9 protein-coding genes and 1 tRNA gene are annotated in these 17,053 nt (G+C 64.9%); 5 read left to right on the top strand and 5 right to left on the bottom strand.

Going from position 1 to position 17,053, the window contains the following annotated elements:
• Positions 1 to 25: 25 nt before the first annotated feature.
• The 5 genes from IRI77_RS35130 to IRI77_RS35110 all read left to right on the top strand — a co-directional run bounded on the left by IRI77_RS35130 (position 26) and on the right by IRI77_RS35110 (position 5,026).
• Positions 26 to 1,540: a FumA C-terminus/TtdB family hydratase beta subunit gene (locus IRI77_RS35130; protein WP_194449580.1), complete on the top strand. Its 1,515-nt coding sequence runs from the start codon at positions 26 to 28 to the stop codon at positions 1,538 to 1,540.
• A gap of 63 nt (positions 1,541 to 1,603) precedes the next feature.
• Positions 1,604 to 1,969: a YybH family protein gene (locus IRI77_RS35125; RefSeq protein ID WP_194449579.1), complete on the top strand. Its 366-nt coding sequence runs from the start codon at positions 1,604 to 1,606 to the stop codon at positions 1,967 to 1,969.
• Complete coding sequence (locus tag IRI77_RS35120) at positions 1,932 to 2,285, top strand: PadR family transcriptional regulator (protein WP_194449578.1); 354 nt, start codon at positions 1,932 to 1,934, stop codon at positions 2,283 to 2,285. The genes IRI77_RS35125 and IRI77_RS35120 overlap by 38 nt, the downstream gene beginning before the upstream one ends.
• Before the next feature lie 11 nt (positions 2,286 to 2,296).
• Positions 2,297 to 4,894, top strand: coding sequence for an ABC transporter permease (locus tag IRI77_RS35115; RefSeq protein WP_194449577.1), 2,598 nt, complete (start codon positions 2,297 to 2,299; stop codon positions 4,892 to 4,894).
• Between the two features lie 56 nt (positions 4,895 to 4,950).
• A tRNA-Phe gene (locus IRI77_RS35110) sits at positions 4,951 to 5,026 on the top strand.
• A gap of 224 nt (positions 5,027 to 5,250) precedes the next feature.
• On the opposite strand, the gene IRI77_RS35105 is transcribed toward IRI77_RS35110, so the two are convergent.
• From IRI77_RS35105 to IRI77_RS35085, 5 genes are all read right to left on the bottom strand, one after another.
• Positions 5,251 to 5,748 (bottom strand): PEP-CTERM sorting domain-containing protein, encoded by a 498-nt coding sequence (locus IRI77_RS35105; protein ID WP_194449576.1) that lies wholly within the window; start codon positions 5,746 to 5,748, stop codon positions 5,251 to 5,253.
• 16 nt (positions 5,749 to 5,764) lie between these two features.
• The gene (locus IRI77_RS35100; protein WP_194449575.1) at positions 5,765 to 11,845 is read right to left on the bottom strand and encodes a Kelch repeat-containing protein; all 6,081 of its coding nucleotides are present in this window, start codon (positions 11,843 to 11,845) and stop codon (positions 5,765 to 5,767) included.
• A 63-nt stretch (positions 11,846 to 11,908) separates the two neighbouring features.
• Positions 11,909 to 12,817, bottom strand: coding sequence for a hypothetical protein (locus IRI77_RS35095; protein ID WP_194449574.1), 909 nt, complete (start codon positions 12,815 to 12,817; stop codon positions 11,909 to 11,911).
• A gap of 74 nt (positions 12,818 to 12,891) precedes the next feature.
• Entirely contained in the window at positions 12,892 to 13,851 is a 960-nt protein-coding gene (locus IRI77_RS35090; protein ID WP_194449573.1) for a sigma factor, read from the bottom strand.
• Positions 13,852 to 13,854: 3 nt separating this feature from the next.
• Positions 13,855 to 16,647, bottom strand: a complete 2,793-nt coding sequence (locus IRI77_RS35085; protein WP_194449572.1) for a CHAT domain-containing protein — start codon at positions 16,645 to 16,647, stop codon at positions 13,855 to 13,857.
• Between the last annotated feature and the right edge of the window lie 406 nt (positions 16,648 to 17,053).

The raw sequence follows: 17,053 nt of genomic DNA, 5'->3' as shown, positions 1-17,053 counted from the left end.
TTTGGTCATTTAGGAGCTCACCGTCATGGAATTCCTCTTCAATAGCCTGCTGGAATTAATAACTCAAACATCCACGAATCTTCCCCCCGACGTACGCGCAGCGATGGGCATCGCCCTGAAACAGGAGACCCCGGGCACACAGTCGCACCAGGCGCTTTCGATCATGGCCACTAATATCGACATGGCCCATGAAGACCAGGGTCCGATCTGCCAGGACACGGGCATGCCGACGTTCATCGTGCATACTCCGGTGGGCGTAAACCAGTTGGTGATCAAGAAGAAGATCAAGGAAGCTGTGGCGGAGGCTACGCGGCTGGGCAAGCTGCGGCCGAATTCGGTCGATTCGCTGACCGGCAAGAACTCGGGCAACAACCTGGGCGAAGAGACTCCGGTGATCCACTTTGAGCAGTGGGAGCACGATGAGATCGAAGTGAAGCTGGTGCTGAAGGGCGGCGGCTGCGAGAACAAAAACATCCAGTATTCCCTGCCCTGCGATCTCGACCACCTGGGCAAGGCCGGCCGCGACCTGGCGGGTGTCCGCAAGTGCATTCTGCATGCGGTGTGGCAGGCACAGGGCCAGGGGTGCGCTCCGGGCGCGCTGGGCGTGTGTATTGGCAGTGACCGCGCGCATGGGTACGACTTGGCCAAGATGCAGCTCTTCCGCACCTTGGACGACGTGAACCCGAATCCGGAACTGGCAGCCCTGGAAGCCGAGATTGTGGCCGAGGCCAACCGGCTGGGCATCGGCGCGATGGGCCTGGGCGGTGGTGTGGCGCTGATCGGATGCAAGATAGCGGCGGCCAACCGGCTGCCCGCGTCGTTCTTTGTCTCGGTGGCCTATGATTGCTGGGCGTTCCGGCGGCTGGGTATCCGGATGGATGCCACCTCGGGCGTGATTACACAGTGGCTGTACCGGGATCCGGAGCGGCCGGTGGAACGCATGGCGAAGGAGACCGGGTTCCCTCTGACGGGGCGCGAGGTGATCCTGACGCCGCCGCTGACCGCGGAGATGATGCGGCAGCTGAAGGTGGGCGACGTGGTGTTGATCCGCGGCGAGATGTTCACGGGCCGCGACGCTGTGCACGCGTACCTGATGAAGAATCCGCCGCCGGTGGATCTGAACGGCGCTGTACTGTATCACTGCGGTCCGGTGATGTTGAAGCAGGGTGAAGAGTGGTTTGTGAAGGCGGCCGGGCCGACGACCTCCAGCCGCGAGGAGCCCTACCAGGCCGACGTGCTGCGGAACTACGGCGTGAAAGCCGTCATCGGCAAGGGCGGCATGGGCAAGAAGACCCTGGCCGGCTTGAAGGAGTGCGGCGCGGTTTACCTGCACGGGGTCGGCGGGGCGGCTCAGTTCTATGCCCGCACCGTGAAGAAGGTGCTGGGGGTCCACCTGTTCGACTTCGGCGTGCCCGAGGCGATGTGGCACCTGAAGGTGGAAGACTTCATGGCGATTGTGACCATGGATGCCCACGGCAATTCGCTGCATGCCGAGGTGGAGCAGGCCACGGGCGACGTGCTGGAAACCATGAAAGCCTAGTCCGTTTTGTTCGGAGAGGAGGCCGGCGGCGCCGCTGGCCTCCTTTCGCGCCATAATCGAGCCATGCGGGCGCACCACCTCACTCTTTCTCTCCTTTCCGCCGCCGTGATGTCTGCGGCGGTGCTCTCCGCCCAGAGTCCCACCGACGAAGCCGCGATTCGCGACACGATCCGCCAGTATGCGGAGGCGCGCGACCACGCCGACGCCAAGGCCACGGAGGCGTTGTTCACGCCGGATGCGGACCAACTTGTGTCCTCAGGCGAGTGGCGTCAGGGGCGGGCGGCGCTGGTGAAGGGGGCGATGAGCAGTTCCAAGAAGGAGACCGGCAAGCGGCTGATCGGCGTGGATACGGTGCGGTTTCTGGCTATAGCAGGTTCGGCTATAGTGAGTCATGGAATATCGAGCAGACGCGTTCCTACCGCTACATAAGGACACCTTTCACATCCTGGTTTCGCTGGCGGATCGCGACCGGCATGGATACTCGATCATGCAGGACGTGCAGCAGCGCACGGCGGGCAAGCTGCGGCTGAGCCCGAGTACGCTGTATGCCGCGATTAAACGGTTGCTGGAGCAGGGGTTGATCGAGGAACTGGCCGAGCGGCCGGATCCGGATCACGACGACGAGCGGCGGCGGTACTACCACCTGACGCCACTGGGGCGCGAGGTGGCGCTGGCCGAGGCGCGCCGGATGGAACAACTGCTGGCGGATGCACGGGCCTGCGGGTTGCTGCCGCAGGAGGCATAAGGAGGACCACGATGCCGACGAATCAGAAACCGGGCAACGCGCTGTTCCGCGGCCTGTTGTGGCTGTACCCCGCTGAGTTTCGGGACGAATATGGCCGGGAGATGTCGATGGTGTTTTCTGACCGGTACTGCTCAGCCTCGACGGCGGGCGAGCGGCTGCGGGTCTGGTTTGAGGCGCTGACGGGCGTGTTGATGGAGGCTCCGCGGGAGCAACTCGCCGCGCTGAACCAGGATGTACGGTATGCGCTGCGTACCTTGCGCAAGACACCCAGTTTCAGCCTGACGGCCGTTTTGACGCTGGCCCTGGCGATTGGCGCGACCACGGTGATCTTCTCGCTGCTGCACGCGATGTTGTTGAGACCGCTGCCGTTCCAGAATCCGGAACAGATTGTGCGGATCTTAAGTACGTACGAGAAGTTGGGGATTACCAGTTTCACCGCCTCGGTTCCGGACTTCGTTTCGTGGCAGCAGCGAACCCGCGGCTTCACGCAAGTGGGTGGATTTACGTCGCGGGCCGTGATATTGACGGGCGACGGCCAGCCGGAACATGCGGAAGCGGCGGCGATCTCGGCCAACCTGGTGCCCATGTTGGGGATCCAGCCGCTGCTGGGACGCGCGTTCCTGCCGGAAGAAGACAAACCGCGCCATACCCAGGTGGCGATGATCAGCAAAGGGTTGCTGGACCGGCGCTACGGTGGGGATGCTTCGATTGTGGGCCGGACCATTCGAGTGGATGGACAGGCGCGCACCGTGGTGGGCGTCCTGCCCCAACAGATGGGGTTCTCGTCCAAGCCGGAGTTGTGGCTGCCGCTGGCTCCGGATCTGGCGAAGGAGAATCGGTCCAACCACTATTTGACGGTGCTGGCGAGATTGAAGCCAGGCGTCGGCCTGAGTGAGGCGCAGGCGGACCTGAACCGGGTCTGTGCGGAGTTAGGGCGGGAGTTTCCGGGATCGAACGACGGTTGGGCCGCGCGCATGGTGCCCGTGCTGGATTGGATTGTCGGGTCGAAGCTGAAGACCAGCCTGTGGGTACTGATTTCGGCCGTAGGGCTGCTGCTGCTGGTGGCCTGCGCGAACATTGCGAATCTGCTGCTCACCCGGGCCAGCGCCCGGCAGGAAGAGATGAGCGTGCGCCTGGCACTGGGCGCGAGCCGGGTCAGGTTGCTGAGGCAACTATTGACGGAGAATATCGTGCTGGCCGTGTGCGGAGGAGGCGCAGGGTTAGTGCTGGCGGCGGTGGGATTGGCCGGGTTGCAGAAGCTGTTGCCGGCGGGTACTCCACGTGTGGAGACTCTGACCCTGGAATCGCCGGTGCTGTTATTCGTGTCGGCGGTAACGCTGGCCACCTCGGTGCTGTTTGGGTTCGCTCCGGCATGGCTGGTGAGCCGTTCTGCCTTGAATTCGACGCTCCGGCAGACGGGGCGGACGCACTCGGGGCGCAATCCGCTGCGGCAGTCGCTGGTGGTGGTCCAGATGGCGATGGCGACGGTGCTGGTGATTGGCACCGCGTTGCTGCTGCAGAGCCTGGCGCGATTGCAGGATTCAGAGCTTGGTTTCCGGCCGGATCACGTGCTGGTGGCCTCCGTCAGCCTGCCGGAGTCGAAGTATCCGACGCTGGACCACGCCGCGGCGTTTTACCGGCGGCTGCTGCCTGAGGTGCAGGCGCTGCCGGGAGTCACATCCACGGGGATGACCAGCATGACCCCAATGAGCGGCGACGACACGAGTATGTCGGTGGCGGAGGGCCCTGGCCCAGCCCAGCCCCAGGAAAAAGGAAGGCAGGCGTCGTGGCGGATCATTTCGCCCGGCACCATGGAGACGATGGGCGTGAAACTGCTGCGCGGCCGGTTCTTCTCGGAATCGGATCGCTTCGAGCAGAGGCCCATGGTGATTAGCGAAGGGTTGGCCCGGCGCCTGTGGCCAGAGGGCACAGATCCATTGCAGCAACAGGTTCACCTCGGGAACGGGCAGATGTTCAATATTGTCGGAGTCGTGGCGGATGTGCGGCACAAGGGGCGGGGCGAGGATCCGCCGCCAACCATGTATATGCACTCGGCGTGGAGCCTGTGGCCGACGATGGTGCTGATGGTGCGCACTTCTGGCGATCCGCTGGCCATGGCAGGCCCGCTGCGAGCGGCCGTGCGCAAGATCGACCCGGATCAGCCGCTGTTCGCGATCCGGACGATGTCGGACCTCGTGGCCGCCGATGCCGCGCAGCCGAGGCTGCGGACAGGCTTGATGGCGGCGTTCGCGGTGCTGGCGCTGATCCTGGGCGCGCTGGGGGTCTCGGGCGTAGTGGCGTATGGCGTGGCGCGGCGGACGCGGGAGTTGGCCCTGCGGATGGCGTTGGGTGCGACTCCGGGCCAAGTGCAGGGTAACGTCATGAGCAGCGGGGCTTTGCTGGCCATGCTGGGCCTGGCGGTGGGGCTGGCTGCGGCGCTCGGACTGGGGCGGTTCCTGTCTAGCCTGCTGTACCAGGTACAGCCTAACGATCCGGTGACTTTCTCGACGATCGGAGCGACGCTGCTGGTGGTGAGCCTGCTGGCGTGCTGGGTGCCGGCGCGGCGGGCGGTGCGGATCGATCCGGCGACATCGTTGAGGAACGAATAACAGGCGCGAAAGATGCGGATGGGGGCCGTGGTTTGCTAGACTACTGTTTAGCCGATGGCCAGGTAGCTCAGTTGGTAGAGCGCGGCCCTGAAAAGGCCGGCGTCGGCGGTTCAAGTCCGTCCCTGGCCACCATTTTTTCTGTTTGTTACGATCCCGCCTTCGGCCTGCCCGTCCACCGCTTCCATCCCAAAATCCCGTGCGATTGGCTGTATGTTACCGCCTCATCGCTGGACAGAACCTTCGGGTTCTGCCGGTAATTCCGGGGTGGAGCGAGCCCGGTGTGCGGCGCGCCCTTTCCCCCAAATGAGTCCCTGACCGATGCGGTTCGCGGCATGGCGGTTGTCGCCGTTGCTGAATTAGCGCTTCCTTCTCAAGAGCCCCAGCAGGAGGCACCCACTGCACAACAGCAGTGCGGTGGATGGCTCCGGTATTGAGGACACTCCTATCGACACATCGACGTTGGCGTCCGCCAGAGCTTCGAACGCCCCCCCGGCGAGGCCGCCCTGGAAAGACACGGTGTTGCCGACATGCGGGCCGGGCAGAGCGCCGGGCAGAATCGTGACTTCGAAGATCTCGAATAGGGCCGAGGTCGCGCCGGGCGCCAGGGACGCGGGGCGGTTGAAGAAGAAGGGGATCACATCGATGGTGAGATCGGGTGATACGGAGTTGGCACTGATGCCGTTCAGGTAGACAGGATCCACTCCGGACAGGTTCGTGATGGTGCCGAAGAACTGGAGCACGGAGCCCGGGGCCCCGGTCTGCGACGGGTTCGCCAGGTTCACCTGGATGCTGCTGGCGGAGAGCGTACTCCAGCAGGCGGCCAGCAGCAGAAATGCGAGTTTGATTGTTCTCATTGTTCATTCCTCCGAGTTAAGGGAAATTGACCAGGAGCGAGGTGCTCCATGAAGCTGAGTTGGCCACGGGCGGCGCGCTGTAGAGGCCGCTCAGGGTCAGGACCTTGAAGCCAGGGCCGGCGGATTTGGGGAAGCGTGCGGTGACGGGCGCGCCCTGGCCCGGATCGAGAGTGAAGAGTTGGGCGGAGGTGAAGCCGCTGGCGGAGATCCCCGACGCTGTGGCTGCCGTGGCAAGAATGCCGGTCTCCGGGATGTTGCCCTGGTTCTTCATGTTGACCGTGACGAGGTAGTCGCCGTTGGAGGCTATGGCCACGGAGGGGGGACCGCCCGCGGCCAGGCTCACCTTGGGCGCCACTCGAATCCAGGTGGCGCCCGCGTTGCCGAACGCCACGAGTTCCTGGCGTGCCGCGTCGAAGGCGATGTTGTTGAGAGTGGGGTCGTGCGTTTCGCGCTGATACCAGGCCGCTCCGTCCCACGCCCAGAGGTAGTTGCCGGAGACGCCGAGGAGGATCACCTGCTGGATGGTGGGATCGAAGGCGGCGGCGAAGCCGGAGGGGGTGGTGGTGTTCAGGGCCTGCCAGTCCGCGCCGTTCCAACCCCAGGTGTCCGTGTAGCCCGAATTGCTCTTCGAGAGGGGCAGGATGCCCGCGATGAGAACAGCCTGGTTTCGAACCGAGTCGTAGGCGATGGAAGAGGCGAAGCGGGGAGACGGCGAGTGGACCGGCGCTTTCTGGTGCCACGCATTGCCGTCCCAGAGCCAGGTGTCTCCATAGGCCGTGCCGTCCACGACCACGAACGCCGCGGTTTGGGCGAAGACTCCGCCAAAGAGGATCACATCGGAGCCGAAGGAGCTCATGGCCGAGTCGAAGCGCGGGCTGGGACCGGCGCCCTTCTGAGTCCAGGTTTTCGTCTTGCCGTTCCAGACCCAGGTATCGCCGAAGTGATTGGGGGTGGCCAGGGGACCGGGGGTTTCGCCGCCGAACATGACGACGGTGCCGGTGCCGGCGTGGTAGGCCATGCCCATGAGCGAGCGGGGCGGCGGGCTGAGGGCGGGCGACTGCAGGGTCCAGGAGGAGCCATCCCACAACCAGGTGTCGTTGAGGAGCTTATTGGTGCCCTGCTCCGTGCCTCCAAAGAGGACGACCTGCTGATTGGCGGCATCGTAGGCCAAACCGTAACCGTTGCGCGCCGAGGGGTGGGCGGCCGGGTGAAGCTGGCTGGCGACGACCGGCACGCTGAAGTGCCCGACGAGCGTGGCGGGCGCGTTCATTTTCACGAAGCAGAAGACGGCCGACCCGGTGCACGCGCCGGACCAGTATTCAAACTCATAGCCCGGGCTGGCCAGGGCCGAAGCCGTAACCGTAGTGCCTGCGTCGAACCAGGGTCCGCCGGCCGTGCCTACGGAGCCCTGATTGGCGGGCGCCGCACTGGAGCTGAGCAGGTACTGCGTCGAGAAGACGCCGGTGACGGTGAGCGGGGCGGCGCCGAGCGCAACGTTGTGGGAGGCCGCTCCGCCATCGGACCACGAGAGGAAGGCGAGCCGGGCGCCGGGCCCGGTGGACTGCGCCGGGTTCACCGAAAGCGGGTAGCTGCCGGGCGGCAGGGAGATGGTTTGCGGACCGACGAAGGGGAAACCGAAGAGGGTGTAGGGGACGCCTGCCGGGACATTGATGGTAAGCGGATGGGCTCCGGCGGCGAAGTTGGCGGTGACCGTGGCGGGGGCGTTCATCGTGACGCTGCAGGCGGCGGGGCCGCTGCAGGCGCCGCTCCAGTTGCTGAAGACGTAGCCGGCAGCGGGCGTGGCGGTGACGGGGACGACCGAGCCCGCGTTGTAGTAGGGTCCACCCGCGGCGGTGATGGCGCCTCCGGCGGACGGCGCGGCGGCCAGGGTGAGCTGATACATCTGCTGGAAGGAGGCGGTAATGGACACCGGATTTCCGCCGACTATCAGGGGATGCGTCGAGGGCAGGCCGTCGGACCAGGAGAGGAAGACCGCCCTGGATCCTGGAGAAAGAGTCTGCACTGTGGCGGTGGAAAGCGAGTAGCTGCCGGGCGCCAGGACGACGGTTTGGGTGCCCGTGTAGGTGACTCCGTTGAGAGTGAACTGGATGCCGGGCGGAACGTTGACAGTGACGTTTACGGGCGCATTGCTGAAGTTAGCGGTGACGCTGCGATTGGTGTCGAGGGTGACCAGGCAGAGTCCGCTGCCCGAGCAGTCACCGCTCCAACTTTTCAAACCATAGCCGGCGGCAGGGGTGGGTGTAACGAGGAGAGGGCTGCCCGCCACGTAGGAGGGTCCGGGCTGGCCGGAGGCCTTCACGGCGAGCGTGCCGGAACCTGGGGGAGTGACGGAGGCCGTCAACTGATAGAGAGGCGGATTGAGGGTGTTGTTGAACAACCAGGTTTCGGACAAAACCGGTTTGAGCGGCAGGCTGGACTGGCCGAGAGCGACCAACTGCTGCCGGGCCGGATCGTAGGAGACAGAGAGAGCGCCGGGCGGCTGGACCGGGAACTGGTGCGAAGACCAGTTGGTCCCATCCCAGAACCAGGAGGCGGTGTTGTTCCAACCCACGATCATGATTTGGCGCAATTGCGAGTGATAGGCCACATTCGAGTCGCAGGAGAAGCTCGGCGGGCTGGTGACCGGCGATTTCTGTGTCCACGAGGCTCCATTCCAAACCCAAGTGTCCGAGTAGTTGACCGCGGTTACCGCATCGAAGCCGCCGAAGAGGACGAGCTGATGGTTGGCCGAGTCGTACGCGCCGCAGGCCCCGGCACGCGGTCCGGGAGCGACGGGCGTGGCGAGAGGAGTCCAGACTGCGCCATCCCAGGTCCAGGCATCGTTGAGACCCTTCTGATAGACGGGCGCGCCGAAGTGCCCCTCACCTCCGAACAGGACGACCTTCTGCAGGGTCTCGTCGTAGAACAGATTGGGCCAGGCGCGCGGCTCAGGCGGCGCAGCGGCCGGGATCAGCGTCCAGTTCGCGCCATCCCACTCCCAGATGGTGGATTTATCGTTGGGATAAGTCCCGGAGATGCCGAGCAGCACGACCTTGCCGCGTTTGGCGTCGTAGGCCATCGAGTTGATCTGGGAGCCGGGCACGGTGGCGGGCAGCTTGCGGGTCCAGAGGGCGCCGTTCCAGATCCAGGTTTCGTTGCCGGACTGTCCGCCGAAGAGGACCACCTGCTGGCGGGCGGCATCGAAGACGGCGGGGGCGGAGCCGACGGCGGCGGGCTGCGTGGCCGGGAAGACGGGGGTCCAGTGGTAAGGAGTGGTGAAATTGGCGGTGGCCGAGAGGGGCGCGCTCATGACGAGGAAGCAGAGCGGATTGGCCCCGCTGCAGGCGCCGCTCCAGTAAGCGAAGGCGTAGTTCGCTTTGGGTGTCGCGGTGAGGATGATGGAGGAACCTGCGTCGAGGTATCCGCCGGGCGTCACAGCGCCTTCGTTCGCCGGACTGGCGGCTGTCGTGAGCAGGTACTGCGTTTTAAAGGTGCCGGTGAGGGTGGTGGGGCCACTGACGGTCAGGGTGTGGGAGACTGCGCCGAGGTCGGACCACGAGACAAAGGCCAGTTGGGTTCCGGCGCCGGCAGCCTGGGGCGACGTCATGACGATGTCGTAGTTGCCGGCGGGCAGGGTCAGGGACGCCGGTCCCGTGAGGGGCAAGCCGCCGAAGGAGTACTGGACGCCCGCTGGGAGGTGGATGGCGACGGAGTAAGTGGGGCGAGTGAAGTTCGCGGTCACTGTGGCAGGGGCGTTCATGGTGACAAAGCAGACTCCGGTGCCGCTACAGGCGCCGCTCCACCCGGTGAAGGTGAAGCCGGGGGACGGGGTCTGGAAGACGGAAACAAGCGTGCCCGGATCGTAGTAGGGACCATTGGAGGAGGCCGCGGTCTGGGAGACAGTGCCACCGTTGGAGGGACTGGCGACCGCTGTCAGCAGGAACTGGGTCTTGAAGGCACCGGTGATGTTGACTGGCGCGGAAGAGACGGTGACGGGGTGGGAGATAGCACCGGCGTCGGACCAGGAGGTAAACAGGAACTGTGAGCCGGCAGACTGCTGCGGTGAGGTGGCGGAGAGCGTGTAGGTGCCCGGCGCGGCGTTGATCGACTGCGAACCGGTGTAGGTGACACCGTTGAAGGTGAACTGCACACCAGCCGGAACGGTGATGTTCACAGGGAAGGTGGAGGCGCCGCCAAAGAGCCAGGTATCGGAGTAGTAGACGTTGTTGGGCCCTTGCCCGCCGAACAGGACGGCGCGCTGGTTCAGGGTGTCGAACGCCATGGCGTAGCCGAGGCGCGGGGACGGACTGACGAGCGGGTAGAGTTGGGTCCAATCCGTGCCGCCCCACAGCCAGGTATCGGCGATGAGGGTGTTGGTGGTCGCATTGCTCCCGCCGAAGAGGAGCGTCTGCTGGAGGCCGTTCATATAAACGATGGAGGCATCCAGGATGCGGGCTTCCGGCGAGTTGGGCGGCGCGGATTGGGCCCAGTTGACGCCATTCCAGGTCCACGTTTGCGAATTCCAACCCAGCGATCCGGAGTAGGTGGTGAGGTAGCGAACCGTCTTCTGCCGGGCAGAATCGAAGGCCATCGCCAGGTAGGTGCTGAAGTAGGGCGGGCTGGTGGCCGGGTTCTTCTGTGTCCAGTTGGAGCCATCCCAGACCCATGTGTCATTGAGGAAGGAGCCGAAAGCGCTGCCGCCCGAGAGGACCACCTGCTGGTGGGCTTCGTCGTAGGCCAGCGAATGAAAGGCGCGCACAGGGGGCACGGTGGCCGGGAATTTCTGGATCCAGTTGATGCCGTCCCAGACCCAAGTGTCGGAGAGATAGCCGAGGCTATCCACCCCGCCGAACAGGACGACCTGCTGACGGGACGCATCGTACGCCATGGCGTGGAGTTCGCGGACTCCGGGCTGATTGGCAGGGCTCTTCTGGGTCCAGGCGGCGCCATCCCAGACCCAGGTGTCGCCGAGATAGAGGTGGGCCTGGACATTGGAAGCGCCGCCGAACATCACGGCCTGCTGGCGTTTGGCGTCGTAGGCCATGGCGCTGAAGCCACGGGCAGGGGGCGACAGCGGTGGGGCCTGCTGGACCCAATTGAGCGAGGTGCCGCCGAAGGCCCAAGTGTCGTTGAGGTAAGCGGTATTGGCTCCGCCAAACAGGACGAACTGCTGGCGGGCGGTATCGTAGACCAACCCGGCCTGGGAACGGCCCGGCGGTTGCGCGGCGGGGGCAAGTTGAGTCCAATTGGTTCCGTCCCAGGACCAGGTGTTTGTCAGGAAGGACACAGTGCCGTTGACCAGGGCGATTCCACCGAAGAGCAACACGCGCTGACTGATGGGGTCGTAGGACAGGCTCGTCGTATCGGAGGGTATGGGCTGATTGGCGGGAGCGGCCTGAGTCCAGTTGGAGCCATCCCACAACCAGGTATCGGAGGCCAGGGCGCCGGAAGCCATACCGCCGAACAGGAGTACTTTTTGGCGGGCGGCGTCGTAAACAATGTTGGGATAGAGGCGCTGGGTGGGCGAGGTGGCCGGCGACTTCTGGGCCCAGTTGACGCCATCCCAGACCCAAGTGTCGTTGAGGATGGTGTTGGTGCCGCTACCCGCGTAGAGGACCACCTGCTGGTGTGCGGCGTCGTAAGCAAGGGCGTGATAGCCGCGAACGGGCGGCAGCGTGGCCGGCGCCTTCTGGGTCCAGGCCGTGCCGTCCCAAACCCAGGTGTCGTTGAGTTTCGTGCCGTTGGGGGCGATGCCGCCGAAGAGGACGATCTGCTGGCGGGCCGAGTCCCACACCATTGCGGTTTCGCCGCGAGCGGGCGGGCTGGTGGCCGGAGACTTCTGGGCCCAGTTGCTGCCATCGAAGACCCAGGTATCGGCGACCCCCGTGAAGTCAGTAGAGCCGGTTTCCCCACCAAAAACGACAGTCTGCCGACGGACCGGATCGTAGGCCATGCCGAAGCCGTAGCGGCCGGTTGGCGCCGCCGAGGTAACGCTTTGCGACCAGTTCTGCTGGGCCGACACCGGCTTTGAGGCAAGCAACGCCGAGACCAGCAGCACGGTGCGCATCCATGGCGCGAGTGGCGAGTGGGCAGGCATCCGGGGGTCCCTCCAGGTCAAATCCGCAAACTATGGGACTGGAGGATCGGGTGGAGCGGATTATTACCTTACCAGTTCGGGATTCTTTTCAGGCAGGGCTTGCAGCAGGAGGCGGAGGTCCTGGCGCTGGGGGGCGAGGCGGGCTGCTTCCGTCAAGTGATGACGGGCCTCGTCGAGAAGGCCGGCGCGCGCGTATTCCACTCCGAGTTGCAGGTGGTCGTCCGGCAGACGGCGGACGAGATCGCGCAATCGGTCTGAGGGGGCGGTCTCCAGGACGCGGAACCGGGGCGGGGCTTCGGCCGGGCCGGGCAAGGTGACACGCTCGGCGCCACGGCTGGCCGTAACCTGCCATTGATAGGTGGAGCCGGGAGTGAGCCCTGTCTCGCAGATCCAGCGGGCTTCGACGACGGGCTGACTGTAGGCCGCTTGTTCTCCGGAGAGGGTAAAGACGCGGACCTGGTAGTTCCAGGATCCCTGCAGGGGCTGCCAGTGGAATTCCACGGGTGCGGCTAGAACGGCCGTCGCTTTCGGAGAAAGGAGTGGCGAGCCGGACGAAGCGGCCTCACCCATGAGTGTGCGCGGGGTGGAGGCAAGCTCCTTGAGAAAGGGAGGGAAATCGAGGCGTCCAGTGCGCAACGCCAGGGCCACGGCGGCCGGCTGCTGATCCGGGGTTCCCCGAGAGACGACAGGCGCGCGGTTGATCAGCCAAAGGGCTCCACTGGAGACCAGGACGACGGCGGCCGCCGCGGCGAGATACCTGGGCAGGAAGGTCATGCCGGGACGGGCCGGGGGCAGGAGAGCGGACTTTGCATCGTCGATCATCGCGTTCGTGTCCATGCGCTGCGAGAGGAGGCGGCGGCACTGATCACAGGCGGCGATGTGGGCGAAGACGGCACGCAGTTCTTCCGCCTCCAGCATTTGGTGCTGAAATCCGAAGATGGACTCGGGCCTCAGATGGTCGTTCGGATTCACGCAGGTCTCGGGAGTTCGGCTTCTATATAGCTGGAGTCGACTGTCACGAATATATTACCTTCCAGGTGCGGGCCCTATGCCGGCAATGCCCCGAGCCGGTTGGACAGTCTCTTCTTCGCGGCCATCCGCAGGTTGATTACCTGCTGCCGGCTGCAGCAGAGGAACGCCGCGATGGTGTTGTCGTTCCAGGGCAGTTCGATCCATAGCTCAGCGAGTTGGAGTTCGCTCATTTCGAGCACCGAAGCCATTTCGGCGAAAGTAGCGACGCCCGAGAGGGGAAACATCGAAAGAACGGAATTACCCCGGCCGTCGCGCAGATTCATGAGGAGGGCCACGCGCTGCAGGCGTGGCAACTGGCGGATCTCGCGCCAGAGGTTTTCGGTATAACGGCGGCGATCGATGGTGATCTCAGCCGCCTGCGAAGCCGCAGGATAGAGGTCGAGTTCTTCTCCGGCCTGGACGGTCTCCTGATCACCGGTGACCTTCCAGACGGAGGCCACGGAATCCACAAGCACTTGAAATGGGATGGGACCGCCGGCGGTCTCCAGAATACCGGTGAGCAGGCGGCCCAGATCGGCGTGCCCCTCGACGCCGCGGAAATGGGCGCCGGTCGAGGCCGGCGGCAGATCCTGGGACCAGGTGGAGAGAGCACATAGCGTGGTTCCCTGCCCCGGCCAGGTGCGGAACTCCGGTTCCCGCAGAAGGCAGCGAATCTGGGCAATGAGGCGGGCGCGGCCTGGCCGGCGGCGCCGGAAGTAGTGGTGGCAGGCGTTGCGGGCGAGCGTGCCCACGTATGCGCTGAAGTCGTCAATTTCGAGGGCGCCGGGCCTGGCCTTGATGCGCCGCAGATGCAGCAGAAGTTCGAGATGGGCTTCCGAGCAGACGTCCTCCAGGTCCTCCCAAAGGCCGGACAGCCTCGACGAGACCGTGCGGCGAATGATGGGAGCGGCCCAGGTGCTGACCAGCTCCTTCAAATGCTCGTCTTCCGAGGCTTGGCCGCTGGCGCTCAGGTAAGGATGGAGGAGTTCGTCCATTCGTTAGAGGGGGCTGCCGATCACGATCATGCCCGCCCAATAGAAGGGGTGTGCATATTTTCCGCCGGCGATCAGGCGGAGGGCGGCCTTGCGCAGGGAGGCGGCTTTCCCGAACGGCTGCGCGGTCCGGCGCGCTTCCAGCCAATTCCGATGGAACGAGATCATGAGTTCCGACGTGCTGGCGGATTCGACACGCCACAGGCTCGCCACTGTCGTGGGCGCGCCGGCCACGAAGGCGGCCCAAAGCAGGCCATTGATGCCTTCCCCTCCTGGAGCCTGGCCGCGCGCGGTTTCGCAGGCGGAAAGGACGAGCAGTTCGGCCTTCAGGTTGTACTGCATGAACTCGCGGGCCTCGAGGATGCCGGGATCCGTGCCGGAGCGCGCCAGCAGGGCTCGGGAGTACATGGGATTGACGGGATCGAGCACGGCATGAGAGGCGAGGTGGAGGACGCGATAATCTCCGGCGTCCGACCGCAGCCGTGCCTGGGTGGCCTCAGCGCCGACGAGAACGCGGCTCCGGCCGGCTCCGTAGAGTTTCTCGATTTCTCGAACCTGCCGCTCCGCATCGGGTAGAGGGGGCTGCCCGGCGGGATTGCCGAGGGCGAGCAACTCGCGCTTTGCCGGCTCGGCGCGGCGGCTGCGTGCCAGCCTCAGCGTCTCCCGGAGAACCGCCAGGGAGGGCGCGTAAGAGACGTTCATGCGTTCGATCAGAAACTTGCGGCCGGTGGGCTGCAACGCCTGGAAGGCCACTTCCCACAGGGGGCCATCGGGCAGTACCAATAAGGAGTGCGCTCCGGCTAGGTCTGCCTCCAAAGGGGCGATCAGGAGGCGGTAGAGATCCTGTGCGGACGCCGTGTAGGCCAGATCGTTGGAGGACAACTGGCGGTGGAATTCCGCCGCTTTGAGGCGCAGCGCGGCCTGGCCGGCGCCTAGCGCGACGACACGCGGCCGCGCGCCCTGCCTGATGACAAAGACGTAAGAGTTCTGCGGCGTTACGAAGTAGTCGAGGAGGACGGCGTCTGTGTCCCGCGCCAAAAGCTCGAGTTCCGCATCGTCGAAGGCGGGCGACTGGCCGCGCTGGATGGCCATCTCCGGATGCGCAGTATAGAGCCCGGTCTGCAGCGCTTCCAGCTCGCGGCGCGCGTGGTCGCGTTCCGACTTGAGGCTGCTATCGCCAGGCTGGGCAGCGAGGCGCAGGTCCAGGGCGGCCAGGCGCTTCTCGATCGCCCGCTCGGATTGGCGTTCCCCGGGCGTCAGCGATTTATCGAGGACCTTGTGGCCGGAGCGAAGGATGTCGGAAAGCGCCCTGGACTTGGATTGTTCAGCGAACCGGAGCGCCTCACCGGTGCGGCCCCCGGCCAGTGCGAGCGCGACCCGCTCCTGATAAGGCGCCAGCTTGTCGGCGAGGTAGATGGGCAAGGCGGTGGGCGGTCCGGTCACCCGGGTCCGGAGGGATTCGATGGCGGCAATGGACGCCTCGAACTCGTGAGCGGCCTCGGCGTTACGGTGCAGGCGCTCCAAGGCGAGTCCGGCAGCGAGGCGTGCCTGCCAGAGGACTTCAGGCCTTTCAATGGACGCCAGGATTTCGATGGACTGCCGTGCAAAGGCGAGGGCCTCCTCCGGGCGGGTTTGCCGCAGACGCAACCGGGCGAGTTCGAGATAGGTCTCCGAGAGGTTCGGCGGGTCGACGAGGCTGCGCTGAATCTCGACGGCCCGCTGGAGCTCCCGATCGGCTTCAGCGAAGGCGTTCTGGCGCGACAACACGACGGCCAACCCACGGAGGACCTCCGATTCCAACGACACCAGGCCCGTCTTGCGGCAGATCGCCAGGCAGGCCCGATAGTAGCCGGCGGCTTCCGGGAGGCGATTGAGGCCCAGCATCTCGTCGCCCAGGTTCTTCTCGGCGTCCGCGATAATACTGCCGTCCCCCACTGTGCGATTCAGGCGAAGTGCCTCCTTGAAGTAGGCGATCGCCTGCTCGTGATTCTGCTGCGCATGGTAGAGCAGCCCGATATTGTTGACAACCTCCGCCTGGCTCCAGATGTTTTTGGCACGCCGCTGGGCGTCCAGGGACTTCTGCAAGGCGAGCAAGGATTCCCGGTAGTTCCCGCGGTAAGTCTCGGTGATGCCGATGCTATTGTAGGCCGACCCGATGCGAATGTCGTCCTTGACGCCTTCAGCCAGCGCCAGGCTCTTGCGGCTGAATTCGAGGCTGCGCTCATCATCGCCGAGGCTGCTGTAAGCGAAGCCGATGTTATTGAGGACCACCGCCCGGGAGCCCTGGTTTCCCAGTTCCGCAAAGGTCTTCTCCGCCCGGGAAAGGTAGTCTATGGCTTTCAATTGGTCGCCCAGGATGCGCCACATGTTGCCGAGGTTGTTGAACGCCACGGCAATTCCTTCGCGATCGCCCCGCTGTTGCTGCAAGAGAAGCAGGCGTTCCAGCAGCGGCTGATTGGCCAGGTGCGCGCCGCGCTGATAGAGGACGGAGCTGACGGCGCGAAGAGCGGCCACGATCAGCGCAGGATCGTTGAGTCGTTCGGAGAGGACCAGGCCCTGCCGGGCCAGTTGTTCGGCGGCCTGATCGTGCAGCAGGGACAACTCCGCCTCGGACATGCCGATGAGAGCCACTGCCTCAGAGCTTGCGTCCGACGCCGATTGAGCGGCGGTGCGGGCGCGGCTGTAGATCGCCCGGGCCTGTTCCCACTTCTCCTCGGCCTTCGCGCGCACGCCCTGGGCGAGAAGCTCGGCGACTGAAACTGATTGGGCGGCAGCAGGCAGAGTGAGGCTAAGAAGCAATGCTGTCCGTGGCAGCAGGCGAGACAATCTGACCACAGCCGATTGTAACGTGGGCTGCTTTGGAAACAGCCTGTGAACCGGGCGCGTCAGAGTGAGCTGGCAGAGATCACTGGAGACCCGGCGGAAGTCAGAATCGGAGAGTACCCAATGCCGTCCCCGGGGCGAATCTTCGCTGAATGGGCCAAAAGACAGGGACCGGCCAGGGGCCGGACAGTGGGTGCGCCGCAATGCATACGGCCAACGGCATCCGAGTCCGGGATCGCCGTACCAACGAAGGAGAGGCTCTCGTTTGATCTATCCGGCAGATAAAAGCCGCCTACTTCCGAGCGAACAGCGGATGCCTTGCGCGGAAGTGGCGTCGAGTTGCGCTTTCAGCCCGCCGACCGCAGCAGCTGAGTGAACAGTT

This window comes from Paludibaculum fermentans, from assembly GCF_015277775.1.
In the GTDB taxonomy this organism is placed as follows: Bacteria; Acidobacteriota; Terriglobia; order Bryobacterales; family Bryobacteraceae; genus Paludibaculum; species Paludibaculum fermentans.
Note: the sequence above shows the minus strand (reverse complement) of the source record. Positions and strands in the feature narration are given on the sequence as shown.